The following is a 19,927-nucleotide window of genomic DNA, read 5'->3' on the forward strand; positions in this document are numbered from 1 at the left end:
AAGCCCGCAGTCTGCTAAGGCGCTGCGGGCTTTGCTTTGCTGCTATGGGAGCGCGGCGTCGGGCGTTCAGGTGCTTTCGCGAACGACGAGTGCCGGGCTGGCGCAGTGCGATTCAACCTGTTCGCCCGCCAGCTTGCGCATCAGGCTGTCGACCAGCCGGTGCGCGCCGCCCTCGATATCCTGCCGCACGGTCGTGAGCGGTGGCGAGGCAATGCGCGACAGCAGAATGTCATCGAAGCCGACCACGGCGAGATCCTGCGGCACCTTGATCCCGGCATCGGCCGCGGCTGACAGCACGCTCATGGCAATTACGTCCGAAGCACAGAATATGCCATCGGGACGGTTGCCCAGCGCGAAGAACTGGCTGGCGACGGCAAAGCTGGCTTCCGGGGTAAAGGGGATCGGCACGATCTTGGTCCGGCTGCGAATGTCATCGGGCAAAGTGTCGAGAAAGCCCTGCTGCCGCGCGGTGAATTCAGGCGCGGTAGAGGCACCGAAAAAGGCGAGATTCTGGCGTCCGCGCGCCATCAGATGGCGGGCCGCGATGGCCCCGCCGGTAACGTTGTCGCTACCGATGGTCACATAGCCATTTGCTGGGTTGGGATTGCCCCACACCACCAGACGATCGTAGTGCGTCGCGGTCTGGCTCAACACCGCACCCTGATCGGATTGCCCGATCACGATCGCGCCATCGGCTCGGCCGGATCGGACGAACACGTCAAGCCAGTCGGGCCGGTCGGGCAGAACGCGCGACAGCAGCAGATCATAACCGTGACCGGTCAATGCGTCGGCGATGTGGCCCAGCATCGAGCTGAAGAACGGATCGGACAGTTGCTGGCCGCGTTCATGGCCCAGCGGCAACAGCACCGCGATTGCGCCGGTGCGGCCTAGCCGAAGGTTCTGCGCCGAAACATTGAGTTGGAAGCCATGTTCATCGGCCAGCGCGCGGATGCGATCCCGGGTCGCCTGGTTGAGCGAACCCTTGCCGGTAAGCGCGCGCGAAACGGTCGAAATCGACACGTTGGCGATCACCGCCAGTTCGGCAATGCTGCGCACTGTCTTGGGCCGCGCGGCCGAGGCTGGGTCTTTGCTCACTGGTACTCCCCCATCTTCGTCCGACCCGTCTTGTTCTGGCCCATCGGCTCTCGCAAGCCACGTTCCGGTCGGTAACTCCCCGTGCTGCCCACAACGCCTTGGCTTGGCAATAACTGTATGTTCACCCAACCATCGCCCCAAAACCGTGGCCGAATTCCATCCGAAATGGAAGCTAACTCGCTCTGCTTACGAAAATAATTGGACTTTTTTCGAGAGTGATAACCTTTGCCGAGCCTCAACTTGGGCGATCGCACGGTCGCCAAGCTGGTCCTTCGCCCGTGCGTGACCGCTCTTGGTGGCGGACGGTGTGAGAAAAGATCGCATTCACCCCGTTGAGCGAACGAATCTGTTGCTGGGGATCGAACCGGTCAAGATGGGCTATTTCCCCGCCAAGGCGCCCGTGCTTTAGCGCTTCCGGGTGGCGCTCCAGTGCTCGAAAGCTATGGCAGCGCCTTTCGCAACGGGTGATTGGTCAGGGGATGCGATGACCGGAGTGGCAGCAGGCTGGCGTTTCTGGATCGACCGGGGCGGCACGTTCACAGACATCGTCGCGCGCGCACCCGATGGCGCGTTGCACACGGCCAAGCTGTTGAGCGAAAACCCTGACGCCTATCGCGATGCCGCCACGGAGGGCATTCGCCGCCTGCTGGGTTTGTCTGCGGGTGATGCGATCCCGCCCAGCGCCATCGCCGAAGTGAAGATGGGCACCACGGTCGCCACCAACGCCTTGCTTGAGCGGAAGGGCGAACCGGTATTGTTGCTGGTAACCAAAGGGTTCGCCGATCTGCTCGCCATGGGCCATCTGACGCGCCCGGCGCTGTTCGATCTGGCGGTAACCTTGCCCGGACCCTTGCACGCAGCGGTCGAGGAAGTGGGCGGCCGGGTCGGTGCAGACGGCACCGTACTGTCAGAACTCGATGAGGTGGCGGTTCGCGCTGCCTTGCGCTGTCGTCGTGCAGAAGGCTTTGCCGCCTGCGCTGTCGCGCTGATCCATGGCTGGCGCTATCCCGAAATGGAAACGCGCATCGCCGAAATCGCGCGCGAGGAAGGCTTTGCGCAAGTCAGCGCCAGCCATCGGGTCAGCCCTTCGCTGGGGCTGGTGGCACGCGGGCGTACGGCGGTGGTCGATGCCTATCTCTCACCGGTACTGCGCCGCTATGTCGCCCAGGTGGAGGCCGAGCTCGGCGGCGCGCCGCTCTTCTTTCTGCGTTCCGATGGCGGTCTGGCGACGGCAGCGGACTTTTGCGGGCGCGATGCGATCCTGTCAGGACCGGCGGGCGGCATCGTCGGCGCAGCGCGTACGGCGCAGGCGGCGGGGTTCGACCGGGTGATCGCCTTTGACATGGGCGGCACCTCGACCGACATCGCGTTGTATGCAGGGGCTTTCGAGCGCACCTTTCAGGCAGAGATCGCCGGGGTCGACATTCGCGTGCCGATGCTGGCGATCGACACGATCGCGGCGGGCGGCGGGTCGGTGCTGCATCATGACGGCGCGCGCTTCAAGGTCGGGCCGGACAGCGCCGGGGCCGATCCCGGACCGGCGTGTTACCGCCGCGGTGGCCCGCTGACGATGACCGATGCCAATGTGCTGTGTGGCAAGATCCAGCCCGCGCATTTCCCGGCGATCTTTGGCCCGGATGGCGATCTGCCGATCGATGTCGAGGCTGTCGATGCGGGCTTTTCCGCGCTGGCGGCAACGATCGGCGATGGCCGCGACCCACGCGATGTGGCCGAGGGATTCCTGCACATCGGCGCGGCAGCGATGGCGGCGGCGATCAAGCGTCTGGTTCGCGCGCGCGGGGCCGATGTGCGCGACTTTGCCTTGCAGGCGTTCGGTGGTGCGGCTGGGCAACACGCCTGTCTGGTGGCCGATGAGCTGGGCCTTGAGCGCGTGCTGCTGCACCCGCTGGCGGGCGTGCTGTCGGCCTATGGCATGGGGCTGGCCGAGCGTACCGCGACTCGCAGCGCGGCGGTGGAGGCGACGCTTGGTCCCGACTTGCTTGCCCGGCTGGACGCGCTTGCCGCCGAGCTTGAGACGTCGGCGCGTGCAGAACTTGCGGACGGCGAGGCCGGACCTTTGGTCGTGACAACCACCCTGCGGTTGCGCGCCAGTGGCACCGACACGGCACTGGGTGTTCCGTTTGGCAGCCTTGAAGCGATGCGCGAGGCCTTTGCCATCGCCCACCGCGCCCGTTTCGGCTTTGCCGAACCGGATCGAGCGCTGATCGTGGCCGAACTGGTGGTCGAAGCGGTGCAACCGGCGCAACCTGTCGAGCGTCTGCCATTGCCGCCAGCAGGCGCGGCTGTGCCGCTCGAAGTCGTCGCGCTCTACACGCAAGGCGCTGAACACGCTGCTCCGGTGTATGACCGTGCCGTGCTTGGCGCGGGCACTACGCTCGCGGGACCGGCGCTACTACGCGAGGGGCTGGCGACGACGGTGATCGAACCGGGTTGGCAGGCGCAAGTGCGACCGGGCGGCGAACTGGTGCTGGTGCGCGCCATTCCGGCAGCGCGCGCAGAGCCGGACGCCGATCAAGTCGATCCGGTGCTGCTCGGACTTTTTTCAGCGCAGTTCATGGCGCTGGCTGAGCAGATGGGCGCTGTGCTGCAAAGCACCTCCACCAGCGTCAACATGAAGGAACGGCTCGATTTTTCCTGTGCGCTGTTCGATGCTAAAGGACAGCTCATCGCCAACGCTCCGCATGTGCCGGTGCATTTGGGCGCGATGGGCGAGAGCGTGCGTACGGTCCTGCGCGAACGGCATGATGACTTGCAGCCGGGCGATGCTTTCGTGCTCAACAACCCCTATAACGGCGGGACGCATCTGCCCGATGTGACCGTGATCAGTCCGCTGTTCGACGATGCGGGCTTGGAATTGCGCGGCTTTGTTGCCAATCGCGGGCACCACGCCGATATCGGGGGCACCACGCCGGGGTCTACCCCGCCATCCTCGACCACGCTGGAGGAAGAAGGCGTGGTACTCGACAACCTGCTGTTGGTGCGCGGCGGGGTCTTGCACGAAGCGGAACTACGCAAGGTACTGGCGCAAGCGCGCTATCCGGCGCGCAACCCCACCGCCAATCTGGCCGATCTGCGTGCCCAAGTGGCCGCCAACGCGGCTGGCGCGCGCGAGTTTTCCGAACTGATCGTCCGCTATGGCTGGAATGCGGTGCGCGGCTACATGGGCCACGTGCTTGACCATGGCGAAGCGCGCGTGCGGGTGATGTTGCGGTCCTTGCGCGACGGGCGCTTTGCGACAAGGCTCGACGATGGCCGGGCGCTGTGCGTGGCGGTGACGGTGGACCGCGAAGGTGGCACTGCGCGCTTCGACTTCACTGGCACCGGGCCGCAGGATTCCGGCAACTTCAATGCGCCGTCGGCGGTGACCCGCGCGGTGGTTCTGTACGTGCTGCGCTGTCTGGTAGGCGAGGACATACCGCTCAATGATGGCTGTTTGCGCCCGGTCGAGCTGGTCATCCCACAGGGCTGCTTTCTGGCGCCTTTGCCCGGTGCAGCGGTGGTGGCGGGCAATACCGAGATCAGCCAGCAATTGTGCAATGCGTTGCTGGCCGCGCTGGGGGCGAGCGCGGCGGCGCAGGGCACGATGAACAACTTCCTGTTCGGTAATGCCACGCACCAATACTATGAGACGATCGGCGGCGGCACCGGCGCAGGGCCGGGGTTTGGCGGTACCGGCCCGGTGCAAAGCCACATGACCAACACCCGCATCACCGATCCCGATGTGCTGGAATGGCGGTTGCCGGTGCGGCTGGAGCGGTTCGGCGTCCGTCATGGCTCGGGCGGGGCAGGGGCCTGGCGCGGCGGCGACGGCGCGGTGCGCGCGGTGCGGGCGCTTGAGCCGATGGTGGCCACGCTGGTGTCGTCTTCGCGCGATCAGGCGCCATTCGGGCTTGGCGGCGGGCTGGCAGGGGCGGCAGGGCGGCAATGGGTCGAGCGCGCCGATGGCCAGGTCGAGCGCCTGTCGGGCCGCGCCGAGGTCGCGCTTGAGGCGGGCGATCTGTTCGTGATCGAGACACCGGGCGGCGGCGGCTTTGGCCTGCCGGAAGTTTGAGCAACAGGGCAACATTTCGTTACAGACCGGAAGTGTTTGCGCAAACCACGCTCCTTAGTTCCGGTTGAGACACAACCTGTTACCGGAGATTGCTCATGCCTGTCCTGACCCTTTTCGCCGCGCTTGCCCAATCGTTTGCGGTGGTGCCCGCCCCTGAACTGCCGGTGCTGCACGATGCGCCGGTGCGCGCGGCGACCATCGCCTGCAATCCCGATCCCAGCAAGAACAAGGGCTGCTTCCGCGAAGCCGATCCAGCGGCCCGTCGTGCTGCTGTGGCATCCAAGCCCAAGGCATCGAGCGTGATGGTTGCCTGCCATCCCGATCCCAGCAAGAACCGGGGCTGCCTGCGCCCGTCCTACGATCGCCAGCCTGCCGAGGCTTTGGCCCTGACCGAAACGGATCTGCGCGCTCGCTGATTGCGCTATCCGTGCCTGACATCGCCCCGCAGCACCCTATCGGGTGTTCTGCGGGCTGGCGGTGCGCCCCCGATCACGGCTATGCCTTGTCGCCCGGACGCGACGTTGAAAGGCCAGCCCATTGCCGGAAAACGATTTTGAAGTTGATTCCATGACCAGTCCTTCGATCCTGTTGGTCGAGGATGATGGTGCTTTGCGCACCCTCACCGCTCGCGCCCTGCGCGAAAACGGCTATCGCGTCCGCACTGCCGCCACTGGAGCGGAGATGTGGGTGGCGCTCGAGCACGATCCGGTCGATCTGATCGTGCTCGACATCATGCTGCCCGGCACCAGCGGAATCGACTTGTTCCGCCGGCTGCGACGGCAAAGCGACGTACCGATCATCTTCCTGAGCGCGCGCGGCAGCGAGGAGGACCGTGTGCTCGGGCTGGAACTGGGCGCCGACGATTATCTGCCCAAACCGTTCAGCACGCGCGAACTGGTCGCGCGGATCGGTGCCGTGCTGCGCCGCCATGCCAAGGCTGGCGGCGTGGGTGGTGCCGAAGGCGGCGGCGTCCACGCGCGTGGAGCCAGTACCGTACGGTTCGATGGCTGGAGCGTGTCGCTGGCCCGGCGCGAACTGCACGCTCCGGATGGCTCGCTGGTCGATCTGACCGGAGCGGAGTTCGACTTGCTGGCCACCTTTCTGGCCCACCCCCAGCGCGTGCTGGGGCGCGAACGGCTGATCGAGCTGTCGCGCGCGCGGCTGGGCGATAGCTCGGATCGCAGCATCGACGTGCTGGTCAGCCGCTTGCGCCGCAAGCTTGGGTCGGCCGGTGGCCCCGCACCAATCACCACCGTGCGCGGAACGGGCTACATGTTGCGGGCAGAGGTCAGCGCGGCTTGACCCGTTGGCGACCCTTCCGTCGCTTCGGTCTGCCCGAACGGCTGCTGGCGATACTGCTGCTGGTCACTGCGGTCGATTTCACCGCCAACACGCTGGTGTTCGATCAGGCAGGCACGTTCGCCTTGCATCAGGATGACGCCGCGCGGATCGCCGAGCATCTGACGCTGGCGTCACGCGCCATTGAGCAGACGCCCGTGGCTGAGCGGGCAAAGGCTGCGCAACACCTGAGTTCGCCACACTTCGTCCTTGGCTGGAAACCGGCGGGCGAGCGCCAGACCGCAAGCGTTCCCGAACACCTTGACGCTTTGCGGACGCCCGTTGTCCAGATCGCCCCGGAACTTGCCCAGCATGGACTGCGGCTGACCATGGATACCCGCAAGTCCGGGGAAAATGTCGATGGCGCGCTGGTACTGGCGGACCGTTCGGTGCTGGAATTCCGCACCCACGCCAGCAAAGCCTGGGGCTTGAGCGCCGGGCGGTTGAGCTTGTTGCTGTTGCCGACGCTGATGCTCGTGCTGCTGGCGTGGGCGCTGTTTCGGGTGACACTGCGTCCGCTGGCTTTGCTGATCGACGGTACCCGCCGGGTCGGCACCGCCTCCCCGCGCGAGATACCCGAGCGTGGAACCGAAGAGATCCGCCTGCTGATCCGCGCCTTCAACCGGATGCAGCAGCGAGTCTACCGTACGATGCAGCAGCGTACCCAGTCGATGCTGGCGATCGGGCACGATCTGCGCACCCCGTTAGCGCGGTTGCGTCTGCGGTTGGAGGGCGCAGGTCTGCCCGATGACCAGCGCGATGCATTGACCGGTGATATCGAGGAGATGCAGAGCCTGCTCGAATCGCTGCAAGCCTATGTCGATGCCGGGGCGGATGCCTTGCCAGCCGAACGGGTCGACCTTGCCGCAATGGCGGCGACGCTGGTGGACAACGCCGCCGATCATGGTGGCGACGCCACGTATGCCGGTGCCGATGCCCTGCCGGTGATGGCGAGACCCGCCTCGATCCGTCGCGCCATTGCCAACCTGGTGGAAAACGCGCTGCACTATGGCGGAAATGCGCAAGTAAGTGTGGTGCGCGATGGGGCTGATGCGGTTGTCACTGTGGCCGATGATGGCCCGGGTATTCCCGAAAAGCGCATGGACGATGTCCTGCAACCGTTCGTCCGGCTCGACACTGCGCGTGGGCGCGACACGCCGGGGATGGGGCTGGGACTGGCCATCGTGCGGCGCGCGGTAAAGCTGGAGGGTGGCCAACTGACGCTGGCCAACCGGCCCGAGGGCGGCCTGATCGTCACCATTCGCCTGCCAAGCGCGGCATTGGCCGACGGCAACAACAGGGCTTCGCGCTGAAACTTCTGCAGTGCAGCAACATTTCCTTACGCACACGCAAAAAACAGGCAAAACCAGCTTCCTAACTTGGAAATAACAGGCAGGCACGGCGTTCGGCCGCGCTGCCAGATACTACCAAGGAGAAGCTTCATGAACGACCTGATCGGCCGCGTCTTCGGCTTCGAGCAGTCGGTGTTTCCCGCCAGTCGCGAGCTGTTTTCGAAGCTTTCGGTAGAGGGGCAGGAGCCCAAAGCGCTGATGATTTCCTGCGCGGACTCGCGCATCGTGCCCGAGCATATCATGCAGGCGCAACCGGGCGAGCTGTTCGTCTGCCGCAATGCGGGCAACATGGTGCCGCCTTATGCGACAATGAACGGCGGGGTGTCGTCGACCGTCGAATATGCCGTGGTGGCGCTGGGTGTGCGCGACATCATCGTCTGTGGCCATTCCGATTGCGGCGCGATGAAGGCGCTGGCGGCGCCCGAGGTGCCCGAGGGCATGCCCAACGTGGTGGCGTGGCTGCGCCATGGTGCGGCGGCCGAGCATGTGGTGTCGAGTTGCAGCCCGCATCTGCATGGCAACGCACGGGCGCGCGCCGTGGCTTTGGAAAACGTGATCGCCCAGATCGCGCATCTGCGGACCCACCCATCGGTCGCGGCGGCCATCGCGCGCGGCGAAATGGCGCTGCATGGCTGGTTTGTCGATATCGGCGCGGGTCAGGTGCTTGGCCTTGACGGCGAGACCGGACAGTTCGTCCCGCTGCGTGAGGATCGCCCGCTTCCCGTCGCGCAACCGGCCGCGCATCGCTATGCCCTTGCCACGCTGGAGGCCGCAGAATGAGCGCCGCCACGCCAGCACTGGATGCTGAGGTTGCCAGGGAGGCCGGTCCGCCGGGCCGCTTTGGTTTCCTTGCCCGCGATTTCACCGCCTCGATCGTCGTTTTTCTGGTGGCGATGCCGCTGTGCATGGGCATTGCCATCGCGTCGGGGGTGCCGCCGGAAAAGGGACTGGTGACCGGAATCATCGGTGGCCTTGTCGTCGGGCTGTTCGCGGGATCGCCGCTGCAGGTAAGCGGCCCGGCGGCGGGCCTTGCCGTGATCGTGTTCGAGTTCGTGCGCGATCATGGCCTGTCCGCGCTGGGGCCAGTCCTGGTTCTGGCCGGATTGATCCAGTTGGTCGCCGGTGTGCTGCGGCTTGGCGGCTTGTTCCGCGCGATCTCGCCCGCGGTGGTCCATGGTATGCTCGCCGGGATCGGCGCGCTGATCGTGGTCGGCCAGTTCCACACCCTGTTCGATGCCAAACCATTGTCTAGTGGTCTGGCCAACCTTGCCGCCATGCCCGGACGCTTGTTGGGACTGACCCCGCTCGACATGCGCGCGACCGAACTCGCGCTGCTACTGGGTCTGGTCACAATTGCCACGATGATCGGCTGGGAAAAGCTGCGGCCGAAGTCGCTCGTGCTGGTGCCGGGTGCGCTGCTCGGCGTGGCGGCGGCAACGCTGCTGGCGTGGGGCCTTGGCCTTGGGGTCGCGCGCGTGGCTGTGCCGGATTCGCTGGCGAGCGCCTTTGCGCTACCCACCAGTGGCGGCGATTGGCTCGCCTCGCTGGCGCAACCGGCGCTGCTGGTTTCGGCGCTTGCGATCGCCTTCATTGCCAGTGCGGAAACCCTGCTTTCGGCTGCTGCGGTCGATCGCATGCACGACGGCGTACGCACCGATTACAACAAGGAGCTGCGGGCGCAAGGCATCGGCAACCTGCTGTGCGGTGTGGTCAACGCCTTGCCGATGACCGGCGTGATCGTACGGAGTTCGGCCAACGTGCAGGCCGGGGCGACGACGCGGACATCGACCATTTTGCACGGCGCATGGATTCTCGGCTTCGTCGCTCTTTTGCCGTGGCTGCTGCGCGAAGTGCCGATGGCGGCACTGGGCGGCGTGCTGGTGGTGACCGGATGGAAGCTGGTCAGCCTGAAACATCCGCAGCACTTGTTCCAGCGCTATGGCCTGCTGCCGGCTGTGACCTGGGCGGTGACGTTCGGTCTGGTCGTTGCCACCGACCTGTTGACCGGGGTCATTGCTGGCATCGCGCTGTCGCTGGTCGAGCTGCTGCCGCACGGTCGGCACTTGCTGCTCAAGGTTGACCGTCGGGCCGAAGGCGATGGCGAGCGGGTCTCGCTCGACGGAGCGGCCACTTTCGTCGGGATGCCGCGTCTGCTTGGCGTGCTCGAAGCCTTGCCTGCCGGCGTGCGCGTCCATCTTGACCTCGGCAAAGTGCGGGCGATCGACCACACCACTTCCGAAACGCTGGGCGAGTGGTTGTCGCGGCGCCGTCAGGGTGGTGCCGAAGTCCACGTCACCGGGCAGGAGCCGATCTTGCGAAACCTTCCCATCCCGGCCTGAATGCCAGGATCGAAGCTGGCCTGAACCTGTCCCCAAGCCCCAATTCAGGCCGGTCCCTCAAGCGGGTCGGAACCGTGCGCCCACCCCCCTCGGGTGCCATGTGTTCCGGCCCGTTTCTTTGTGCCCTGCCAGCGCCGCTCCGCCCGATCTGCGTGGCAACACTTTGTCGCGAAATGGCAATCAGCGAGACATGCGTGGTCGGTAGCCGGAGAGTCCCGGCGCGATGTCGGCCCCGTCCGATCGGGCGAGAGGCAACACGCGGCGGGCGCAGGTGGGAACCCCAACCTTTCCCAGGGAGGACGTTCCATAATGAAAAAGTCTTTTGCACCCTCCGCTCTCCGTTTTGCCACGGCGGCTGCGGCGTTTCTTTGCTTGCCGGTTGCCGTCCATGCCGAAGAGGCCACCGAGGCGCCCAAGGCGGTGACGGTATCGGGGACAGTCGGGCTGGTGTCCGACTATCGATTCCGCGGTGTTTCGCAGTCCGATCGTTCGGTGGCGATTCAGGGCGGCTTCACCGTAAGCCATCAAAGCGGCCTGTACGGTAGCGTCTGGGCCTCGAACCTGTCGGGCTGGGGCACGTTCGGCGGGTCGAACACCGAACTTGACCTTGTCGGCGGTTTCAAGCGCGAGATTGGCGCGGGCGTAGCGGTCGATGTCGGCCTGACCTGGTACATGTATCCGGCAGGCGCGGCCAAGACCGACTTCGGCGAACCCTATGTCAAGGTTTCGAGCACCGTCGGGCCTGCCAGCGTCCTTGTCGGGGTCGCCTATGCGCCCAAGCAGCAGGCGTTGGGCAAGTGGTACAATTCGGGTGCAAGCTATGCCACCGGCACACCCGACAAGCCGTTTGCCAAAGAGGACAACCTCTATCTGTGGGGCGATGTCAGCGGCGGCGTGCCCAATACGCCGGTCACGCTGAAGGCGCACCTTGGCTATAGCAAGGGCAACAGCGGGCTTGGCCCCAATGGCACCAGCGTTGCGCCGACCGGCAAGTACTTCGACTGGATGCTGGGCACCGACTTCGCGCTGGGGCCGGTGACGCTGGGCATTGCCTATGTCGATACCGACATATCCGAAAAGAAGGCGCAGTACCTGCAGCCCAACTTCGGTCGCGTCCGCGATGGCGCCTCGATTTCAAAGGCGACGGTGGTTTTTTCGCTGTCGGCTTCGTTCTGAACGCATGACCTGTCCTCCCCGGGCGCTCCTTGCGCTCTGGGAGGACTTTTTTGCGAGATCAGGCGGCGGGCTCGAGGATGAACACCGCCGTATCGCGCGGCGCCAGACTGACTTTCAGCGGGGTCGCGGTATCTCCGGTCGCCTTGCCGGTCCAGCCATCGACCAGCTTGAACCGGCGCTTGCCCAGATCGGCGGACTTTTGCGAAACATTGTCGCTCAACGGTTCGCCCGACCAGTCGATGACGTGCGTCTGCGGCTGGGCAGAACGGTTCAGGACCGCCACCGCCCAACGCTCACCCGCCAGTGGACGCGCCCAGACCTCGACATCGCCTGAACGCAGCCAAGCAAAGCCTTGAATGCCCAATGCATCCTGATCGATCGCAATCAGGTGCGGATTGGTTAGTATCCGGGTGATTTCCGGCTTCATCCCGACCACATCGGTGCCTACGATCAACGGTGCCGCGAGCATGGCCCACAGCGCGAAGTGCGAACGGTTGGCGTTGAGGTCAGGAAGGTTGCCGACCTCCAGCATGTCGGGGTCGTTCCAGTGGCCGGGCCCGGCAAAGCTCCGCAAGCCGTCCTGCTTGTCGAGTATTTGCAGGACGCCCAGGCTGCTCCAACCGCCATGGCCAAGGTGGCAATCCCAGCAGTTGCCGATGTCGCCGGTGGTGCGCCAGAGTTGGCCGATCGCCTGTGCCCACTCCCAGGGCTTGCTGTCGCCCCATTCGCAAATCGAGAACACGATCGGTCGCCCGGCCTTGTCGAGTGCATCGCGCATCGTGGCATAGGCCTCGCGCGGGTTGCGCTGCGCTGCGCCCGTGCCGGTGTTGCACCAGTCGTACTTCAGGTAATCGACGCCCCAGCGCGCATATTGCCGGGCGTCCTGATACTCGTGGCCCTGACTGCCCGCACGGCCGCCGCAAGTCTTTGACCCGGCGTCGGAATAGATGCCAAGCTTCAACCCGCGCGTATGGACATAATCCGCCAATGCCCTGATCCCCGACGGAAACCGCTGGGCATCTGCCTGAATGTAGCCGTCCGGATCGCGCTCGCCTTGCCAGCAATCGTCGATGTTGACGAAAGTGTAGCCGGCATCGCGCATGCCGTTGGCGACCATCGCATCGGCCACGCCCCGGATCAGTTTTTCATCGATGCCGCAGCCATAGCGGTTCCAGCTGTTCCACCCCATCGGCGGTGTCGCGGCCAGTACCGGAAGCGGTTGCGCCGCCAGCGGCATGGCCCAGCTCGCTGCCAAAGCCATCATTGCTGCAAGAACGTGCCGAAACATGGAGTTTCTCCAGAGACTTTGGCGCGATGGCGATCAGGCCACCCGCAGCTTTTGCAGGATCGGCAGCAGCACCGCGTTCATCGCGGCATAGCCATCGAGCGTGGGGTGGACTCCGTCGACCGCAAAGCCGGGGCGCATGCCGCCATCGGGCCCGGCCAGCGCTGGGTGATAGTCGACCCAGACATGACCATTGGCTGCGGCATAGTCGCGCAGCCAGACGTTATGTGCGGCAATCGGGCTCATCGTGTCGAGCCCCGGTCGCCACGGATAGTTGGCTGCCGGAGGGATGGAAGCGAGCAGCACCGTGATTCCGTTGGCCTTGGCCAGAGTGGCCATCGCGGCCAGATTGTCGCGCGTCATCTGTGCGGTCATCGGCCCGGTGTTGCTCGCGATATCGTTGGTTCCGGCCATGATGTGCACCGCGCGCGGGCGCAGAGCGATGACGTCGGCCATCATGCGCAGCAGCATTTGCGGGGTCGTTTGTCCGCCTATTCCCCGGTTGATCCGGCCCTCAGGGAAGAAGTCCGGATCCTTGTCACGCCACCCTTGCGTGATGCTGTCGCCCATGAACACGATCCGTACCGGTACGCCTGAGGCCAGCAGCATGCGGTTGTCGTCGACATAGCGTGACAGCCAGGCAAAGTCGGTATGCGCACGCGCAGTGTCAGGCGTTTCGACCGGGCAGGGCGGTGCGGGCGGCGTGGCGGTTCCAGTCGCCGATTGGGCGAAAGCAGGCGCAGCCGCGCAAGCAGGCGCCACAACGGCCAGCGCCTTGAGCAGGTTGCGCCGATTGGGCATGAGAGAGGCAGAAATCATGGCGTGACCATCCAATCACACGGGGTTGTGGGCGAGGTCTGAGGATGGACACCCGCCTCATCGAACAGGACTTGGGCTTTGGCCTTGTCGTCAAAACTGGGCCAGTGTGGTCGCGAACCGCCGTTGGGGTCGCCAGTCGCGGCAAAGCTCAACCAGTAGTCCGCCAGCGATAGCGATTGCGGGCCAAAGCGTTGGCCACCGGTCACATAAGCCATGTCCGAGCCGTGGAACGAAAGTCCGCCACCGGGCGCAAGGTCGAGCTCATAGCGCCAGACCCGCCCCCCTGCGGCGCTCAGCACACCGGCCCATTGACCGGCGGGGCAGCGGAACAGGATGTCCGTCGCAATCCGCAAGTCCCTTGTGCCAAGGCGCGGATCGGCGGGCGGGTCGGGCTGGTCGAGGCGGTAGAAGCTGCGGGCGCGTGCGGCTTGCGGGCCAAAGGCGGCATCAACGCCCGCGTCGCGATGGGGGCGGCCCCCCGGCAGGCCGAACTCGGCGCGGTTCGACCCGATGATCGCAGGGCGGGGCATGGCCTGCGCAAGGAGCCTTGCTGGCGTATCGGGCAGGACCGCGCCGTCGATCGTGGTGCGCAGCCACATAAAGTCGTCGTGCTGCAAGGCCGGGTCATGCAGCGCCTTGTCGGCTTCAAGCAGGGCATGGGCCGAAGCGCTGCGCAAGGGTGGCAGGCTGCCATCGGTGCCCAGCACAGCGTCCAACTGGTCGCCCAGCCGCAGCGCCTCGGTCAACGGCCGCCACGACAGCCCGAACGATGGCGTGCCGCTTTGCAGGATGGCGCGAGCGAACAGGCCGCGAGTCATGGGTGAGGCCAGCAGCAGGCCGACATCCTGCCCGCCAGCGGATTCGCCAAAGATGGTGACTTTGGCCGGATCACCGCCAAACCGGGCGATGTTGGCCTGTATCCAGCGCAGCGCGGCGATCTGGTCCATCAGGCCATAGTTGCCTGCCTTACCGCCTTGTTCTTCGGCAAGCGCGCGGTGCGGCAGGTTGCCGAACAGGCCCAGCCGATACTGGATCGCCACCAGCACCACGCCGCGCCGGGCGAGAGGCGAACGGATCGTCTCGCCCGCCGAACCGGCGCGATTGCTGCCACCGTGGATCCACACCATTACCGGACGTTTGCCGGACAAAGCCTGCGTGGCGATGTCCAACGTCAGGCAATCCTCGCTGGCACGGACATAGTCGGCATGGTTCCAGCCATAATCGTTCTGCAGGCACGACGGCGCGGCGCGAGTGGCGTCGCGCGTTCCCGTCCATGGCACGACGGATGCGGGCGCGCGCCAGCGCAAATCGGCCAGTGGCGGTGCGGCAAAGGGGATGGCACGAAACACCAGCGTGCCGTCAGCGTCGGTCGCGCCCCGGATCGTGCCGCCCGTCACTGCGACGTTCGCTGGCTCTGGCGCTGGCACTGGCTCTGGCGCTGGTGGCGGCGCAGCCTGAACGCCCACGGCCCATAGCGCGGCGGCAGCCAGCATGGCACGACGTATCATGGAACGCGCGCCTCGGCCTGCACAACGTTCCAGCCGCGTAGCGCAACATGCGGTGCGGGGCCGGGTCGTGCCGGGTAGCGGATCGTTACCGTCTGGCTCTCGCCTCCCAGCAGCGACACGTAGTTGTCGCTGTAATAGGCCGGAAGAATCCGCTCGCCCTTGGCATCGAGCAACGTCAGCTTGGCCGCCAGCGCGGGCGTGGTCGCAGGATTGGCCAGGGTGACGCGTAGTTCCTGTTCTTCGCCGACAGCGCTCGGGTTATCGAGCTTTGCCGTTAGCGCGACTGGTGCCAGATCGCCAAGCGCGCGGTAGCTGGCTTCATCGCGCCCGCGCCAATAGAAGTTGGACGAGATCGTCCGCCTGGCGCTGTCGGTCAGGCTTTGCGTGACCAGCACCATGGGGTGCTTTGCCAAAACGTCAGCCAGCGGCACTGCGGCAAGCGTAGTGTCGGCATTGGCCGCCGAATTCAGGCGGTCGGCCCGCGCGAACAGTTCCTTGCCGTCCAGCCCGAGGATGCGTGTGGTCGCGGTCAAGCCGGGCGCCGGATCGCGCGTGGTATTGACCACCACGACCTCGTTACCCGGCAGATTCAACTGCACGTGGATCGGTTCGGAGGCCTTGGCGATGCCATAGAACGCGGCGTGCGTATCGTAGTCCGAGCTGTAGATCTGCCAGGCGTTCGACGTCCACGAAGGGTGGGTCATCCACAGCAGGCGGCCTGAATTGCGCGTCCACAAGTGACCGAGAAAGCCCTCGAACATGGCCTTGTGGCCTTCAAGGTTGATCATTTGCGCCTTGCGCTCGAAGTCGTCGAAGCTGGTCGCCTCGCCAAAGCGGCGGGCAAGGCTGGCCATGAAGGTCTTGGTGTCGCCATTCCCCGAGAAGTGCCAGTCGTGATAGGCCAGCGTATCGCTGAGCGGCCACAGGTCGGCCTTGGGGACATAGGCCGCGACCGCTTCGCGCGTGGCCAGCGACGGGGTGCCGGTCTCGACCGAAAAGCCGGTGGCAAGGTCGGTGAAGTACCCTTCCGGCTGGCGATAGTTGTAGGGGCCCGAGCCCTGCAAGTTGACCGTGTTCGAACTGCCGGTGAACCAGCGCGTGCCGTCCAGCCGGAACAGCAGATCATCAAGCCCTTCGTTCAACATGGGATAGGGCACGCCTTCGTTGCGGCCGAACCAGACGACGATCGAGGGGTGGTTGCGATAGCGCTTCACCGTGTCGGCAGCATTGGCGAGGAACAGCGCCGGGTCTTGCGGCTCGACCTGGAAATTCTGGGTCGATTGCCAGAAATCGTTGAGCACCATCATGCCGTACTCGTCGGCCAGATCGTAAAACTCGGGCTCTGAGTTGTTGCCCATCCAGTTGCGGATGATGTTGAGGTTGGCCTGCTTGTGCAGCCGGAAATAGGGCTCCAGCCGCGCGCGTTCGTGATGCTTGAGCGCGTCGTCCATGCCCCAACTGCCGCCGCGTGCAGCGATTTTCACGCCGTTGACGCGCAAGGTCAGGTGCGGTTCGGGCAGGGTATCCTCGGGCCCGAGATCGCGCACGGCGGTCGAGCTTTCACCCGCCGCAGTCAGCGATTCAACCCAGCCCTTGGGACTCAGCTTGATCGCCTCATGCCGGACGTCGATCAGCTTGACCCCATCCCTGCGGCCATCGGTGGTCTGCACATTGACGCGTCGCAAGTGGCCCGCCTTGTCCATCAGCGACAGGTCGTACGACACCTCGCGGATACCGAAGCGGGTGGTGGCGGTGTCCGCGGTCTGGCCCGCAACGCTGGCATCCAGCTTGAGCGTGTGCAGCACCGGATCGCCATAGCCGTTGGGCCACCACAGACGCGGATTGCCGACATGCAGCGCAGCAAACTCAGCAGGCGTGAAGCGTACCTCGGTTTCGCCGGGTGCGGCGGTGATCGTGCGGCTGACGCGCACATCGTCGAAGCTGGCGGTGACGGTTACCGACTGCGCCGCCCCGCTGTCGTTCACTACCGGCACGACGATGGTGATATCGGCGCTGTCGGTGCGGGGCAGCGGTAGGTCGGTGATGACCTGCGGGTCGCCCAGCCGCACGGCGCCGTTAGCCTCAAGCTGGACGTCCTGCCACAGGCCAGTGTTGCGGTCGCGGATGCCGGGGATCCAGTCCCAGCCCTCGGTCGCCACGAAAGTCGGTCCATCGATGGCAAGCTGGCCGCCGTTTTCGCCTACCCCGGCGCTGATCGATTGTTCGTGCGGGATGCCCGGATGCGGCGGGGGGGAAACCTTGATCGCGATGACATTTTCGCCAGCAACCGCGTCAAAGGCAAAGCGGCCGCGCGCAAATGCGCCCTTGGTGCCACCCAGATGCGCGCCGTTGATGAACACCTCGCTGGTGTAGTTGACCCCATTGAGCACGATCGACAGGCGCTTGCCCCGCGCCTCGGGCGGCAGCGTGAAGCTGGTGCGATACCAATAGTCCTGCCGCGCGAGGCTTTCGGGAATCTTCAGGTTGTTCAGCCCGAAATAGGGATCGGGATAGACGCCGCGATCGATCAGCGTGGTCAGCACGGTGCCGGGCACGGTCGCGGTCCGCCACGTTCCACCCGGCTTGCCGGGGCGCGACAGCAGCGCACCATCTTGTGCAACTTCGGGCGCGGCAGCCAATTGCCAGCCGTTGATCCGCCACCGCCCTGCGGACAGGCCTTCCAGCGCCGGTTGCGCCACGACCGGTTTTGCCTTGGGCGCGGTCGTTTCGCCTCTGGCTTGCGGCAAGGTCCAAGGGTCTTGCTGGCGCCAATAGCCGGTGTTGGCGGTCTTTTGCCATTCCCAGCCGACGCCGACCTGCCAGGTCTGAATCAGCGCGAAATCGGGGCGAGCCTTGGCTGCGGCAAGAATGGCGGCGGGAGCGATGATGCCCGGGGTAACTTGCGCGGCCGCCAGACTGCCATTGAAGTGGGGCTGGCCATCGATCACCGCCGCGATATGGATCTGGGCGGCAACTGCTGGCGTCGGCAAGGCTTGCGCAGCCACCAATTGCCCGTTCACGTAAATCCGCGCCCCTTGGGGACCGAGGACGGCGGCAAGGTGTGTCCATTGTCCTGCGACCAGCGGCTTGGGAGCGACCAAGCGCTGGTCATCGGCACCGGTGATAAGGGCGGGCGCACCGGCGACCAGTGCCAGACTGCGGATCGGGCCGCCAAGCGCGCCCAGAGAGATCAGGGCAACTGTGCCCTTGCTCAATTCGCTGGGGGCAACCCACGTCGAAAAGGTCTGGCTGGCATCGGCCGCGAACAAGTCGGGTGCGACCACGTCCCGATCGATCCCCACGCCTCCGGCCAGAAATGCTGCGTTGTAGGGGCCAAACCCTGCGGGAATCGCGGGCGCTTCCGCCTTTGCTGATTGTGCTGCCACTGTTGCAGGGGAGATCATCGCCACCGTCAGCGCAAGCGCCGAGGCAACCATCCCATCGGCCTTGAGCCGACCCGAAATGCGCGAACTCATATTCCTCTCCCATGCCTCCGCGCTGAACGCAGCGATCGCAAACCGACCTTTCCAGATCGGCTGAACCCTTGCAACGTAGGGCAATTTTATTAATAAGTAAAATTGAAATAAGAATGAGGAGGCCCTGAAATGTACCGATCTCAAACACCGGATGCGCGCTTTCTGCCATCTGTCGGCATGCGTAGCGCGGTTTTGGCCAGTCTGGCAGGGCTGCTGTTCGGCATCGACACCGCGGTGATTTCCGGCGTCACGCAGGCTTTGCAACAGACGTTCGCGCTGACGCCGCAGGGGCTGGGTCTGGCGGTTTCCGCTGCGCTGTGGGGCACGTTGGCGGGCGCCGCTCTGGCCGGGCGGCTGGGCGATGCGCTGGGCAGCCGGCGGGTGCTGGTGTGGCTGGGCTGGCTCTACGTGATCGCGGCTGTCGGCACCGCCATGGCGCAAGGTCTGGTCAGTTTCTGCCTGTTCCGGCTGGCTTGCGGACTGGCCATCGGTGCGTCCTCGGTGGTGGCGCCGGTCTATATCTCAGAGATCAGCGAGCCTGCCCAGCGCGGGCGCCGCGTCGGTCTGTTTCAGCTTGCCATCGTTTCGGGAATTTTGCTCGCCTATCTGTCGAACGCGCTGGTCGCGCGCGCAGGATTGGGCGCGATCGAATGGCGGGTTAAGCTGGCGATGGCCGGAGTGCCCGCGCTGGTCTTTGCGGTGCTGACACCTTGGTTGCCGCAAAGTCCGTCGTGGCTGCAGGCGCGAGGGCTGTTGACGGCGGCGCAAAGTGCGGCAGAGCGTCTGGGGCTTGCGCTGGGAGCTTCCGCATCAGGAACCGAGGCTGAGGGACGGCTGTCGTGGCGCCTTCACCGCACCCCGATCCTGCTGGCGCTGGCGATCGGCGCCTTCAACCAGTTGTCGGGCATCAACGCCATTCTCTATTACCTGAACGACATTTTCTCGGCTGCCGGATTTTCGGGTCTGTCGGCAGACAAGCAGGCAGTGGCGGTCGGCCTTGCCAACCTGTTGGCAACGGCGACCGGCATGGCCATGATCGACCGGGCAGGGCGACGGCCGTTGCTGCTGGCGGGCGCGGTCGGGACGTGTCTAGCCCTTGTCGGCGTAACGGCGATCTTTGCCAGCGGTCAGGGGCGCGAGTGGTTGCTGCCTTTGCTGGTGATGTTCATCGCGTTCTTTGCGCTCTCGCAGGGCGCGGTGATCTGGGTCTACCTGAGCGAGTTGTTCCCCACGGCGGTCCGCGCGCGGGGCCAGGCGCTGGGTAGCAGCACGCATTGGGTATTCAACGCGGCGATCAGCTTCGCGTTTCCGGTAATGGCGGCACATGGGCCAGCGCTGCCGTTTGCCGGGTTCGCGCTGGCCATGGCGGTGCAAGTTTTCGTCGTCTGGCGCTGGTTTCCCGAAACCCGTGGCGCCTCGCTCGACGATCTGGCGAGGCGCCTTTCGGGCAATGCGCGGGACTGAGGC

Annotated in this window: 13 protein-coding genes; 8 read left to right on the top strand and 5 right to left on the bottom strand. The window is 65.4% G+C overall.

Annotated features, from left to right (window positions below):
• Window positions 1-66: 66 nt before the first annotated feature.
• On the bottom strand, window positions 67-1,095 hold the full coding sequence (locus tag LDN95_RS04430; protein ID WP_226016434.1) for a substrate-binding domain-containing protein: 1,029 nt from the start codon (window positions 1,093-1,095) through the stop codon (window positions 67-69).
• A gap of 484 nt (window positions 1,096-1,579) precedes the next feature.
• Here LDN95_RS04430 and LDN95_RS04435 point away from each other — a divergent pair, with 484 nt between their 5' ends.
• The 7 genes from LDN95_RS04435 to LDN95_RS04465 all read left to right on the top strand — a co-directional run bounded on the left by LDN95_RS04435 (window position 1,580) and on the right by LDN95_RS04465 (window position 11,372).
• Window positions 1,580-5,167 carry a hydantoinase B/oxoprolinase family protein gene (locus tag LDN95_RS04435; RefSeq protein ID WP_226016435.1) on the top strand — a complete coding sequence of 1,196 codons (3,588 nt, stop codon included), beginning with the start codon at window positions 1,580-1,582 and terminating at the stop codon, window positions 5,165-5,167.
• Window positions 5,168-5,262: 95 nt separating this feature from the next.
• Window positions 5,263-5,583 (top strand): hypothetical protein, encoded by a 321-nt coding sequence (locus LDN95_RS04440; protein ID WP_226016436.1) that lies wholly within the window; start codon window positions 5,263-5,265, stop codon window positions 5,581-5,583.
• A 151-nt stretch (window positions 5,584-5,734) separates the two neighbouring features.
• The gene (locus LDN95_RS04445; RefSeq protein ID WP_226016437.1) at window positions 5,735-6,469 is read left to right on the top strand and encodes a response regulator; all 735 of its coding nucleotides are present in this window, start codon (window positions 5,735-5,737) and stop codon (window positions 6,467-6,469) included.
• Window positions 6,466-7,818 carry an ATP-binding protein gene (locus tag LDN95_RS04450; RefSeq protein WP_226016438.1) on the top strand — a complete coding sequence of 451 codons (1,353 nt, stop codon included), beginning with the start codon at window positions 6,466-6,468 and terminating at the stop codon, window positions 7,816-7,818. Before LDN95_RS04445 ends, LDN95_RS04450 begins: the two co-directional genes overlap by 4 nt.
• Window positions 7,819-7,947: 129 nt before the next feature.
• Window positions 7,948-8,637, top strand: coding sequence for a carbonic anhydrase (locus LDN95_RS04455; protein ID WP_226016439.1), 690 nt, complete (start codon window positions 7,948-7,950; stop codon window positions 8,635-8,637).
• Entirely contained in the window at window positions 8,634-10,196 is a 1,563-nt protein-coding gene (locus tag LDN95_RS04460; protein WP_226016440.1) for a SulP family inorganic anion transporter, read from the top strand. The genes LDN95_RS04455 and LDN95_RS04460 overlap by 4 nt, the downstream gene beginning before the upstream one ends.
• 309 nt (window positions 10,197-10,505) lie before the next feature.
• The gene (locus LDN95_RS04465; RefSeq protein WP_226016441.1) at window positions 10,506-11,372 is read left to right on the top strand and encodes a TorF family putative porin; all 867 of its coding nucleotides are present in this window, start codon (window positions 10,506-10,508) and stop codon (window positions 11,370-11,372) included.
• Between the two features lie 58 nt (window positions 11,373-11,430).
• Here LDN95_RS04465 and LDN95_RS04470 read toward each other — a convergent pair whose 3' ends face one another.
• Genes LDN95_RS04470 through LDN95_RS04485 form a run of 4 tightly spaced genes read right to left on the bottom strand, consistent with a single transcriptional unit; the run spans window position 11,431 to window position 18,460 of the window.
• Window positions 11,431-12,660 (bottom strand): glycoside hydrolase family 27 protein, encoded by a 1,230-nt coding sequence (locus LDN95_RS04470; RefSeq protein WP_226016442.1) that lies wholly within the window; start codon window positions 12,658-12,660, stop codon window positions 11,431-11,433.
• Window positions 12,661-12,693: 33 nt separating this feature from the next.
• A complete protein-coding gene (locus tag LDN95_RS04475; protein WP_226016443.1) occupies window positions 12,694-13,476 on the bottom strand; it encodes a GDSL-type esterase/lipase family protein in 783 nt (260 codons plus the stop codon).
• Entirely contained in the window at window positions 13,473-14,984 is a 1,512-nt protein-coding gene (locus LDN95_RS04480) for a carboxylesterase/lipase family protein (RefSeq protein ID WP_226016444.1), read from the bottom strand. The genes LDN95_RS04475 and LDN95_RS04480 overlap by 4 nt, the downstream gene beginning before the upstream one ends.
• Window positions 14,981-18,460, bottom strand: a complete 3,480-nt coding sequence (locus LDN95_RS04485; RefSeq protein WP_226016445.1) for a LamG-like jellyroll fold domain-containing protein — start codon at window positions 18,458-18,460, stop codon at window positions 14,981-14,983. Before LDN95_RS04485 ends, LDN95_RS04480 begins: the two co-directional genes overlap by 4 nt.
• A gap of 129 nt (window positions 18,461-18,589) precedes the next feature.
• Between LDN95_RS04485 and LDN95_RS04490 the strand changes: the two genes are divergently transcribed.
• A complete protein-coding gene (locus LDN95_RS04490; protein WP_226016446.1) occupies window positions 18,590-19,924 on the top strand; it encodes a sugar porter family MFS transporter in 1,335 nt (444 codons plus the stop codon).
• Window positions 19,925-19,927: the final 3 nt, after the last annotated feature.

Source organism: Novosphingobium sp. FKTRR1 (assembly GCF_020404405.1).
Lineage (GTDB): Bacteria > Pseudomonadota > Alphaproteobacteria > Sphingomonadales > Sphingomonadaceae > Novosphingobium.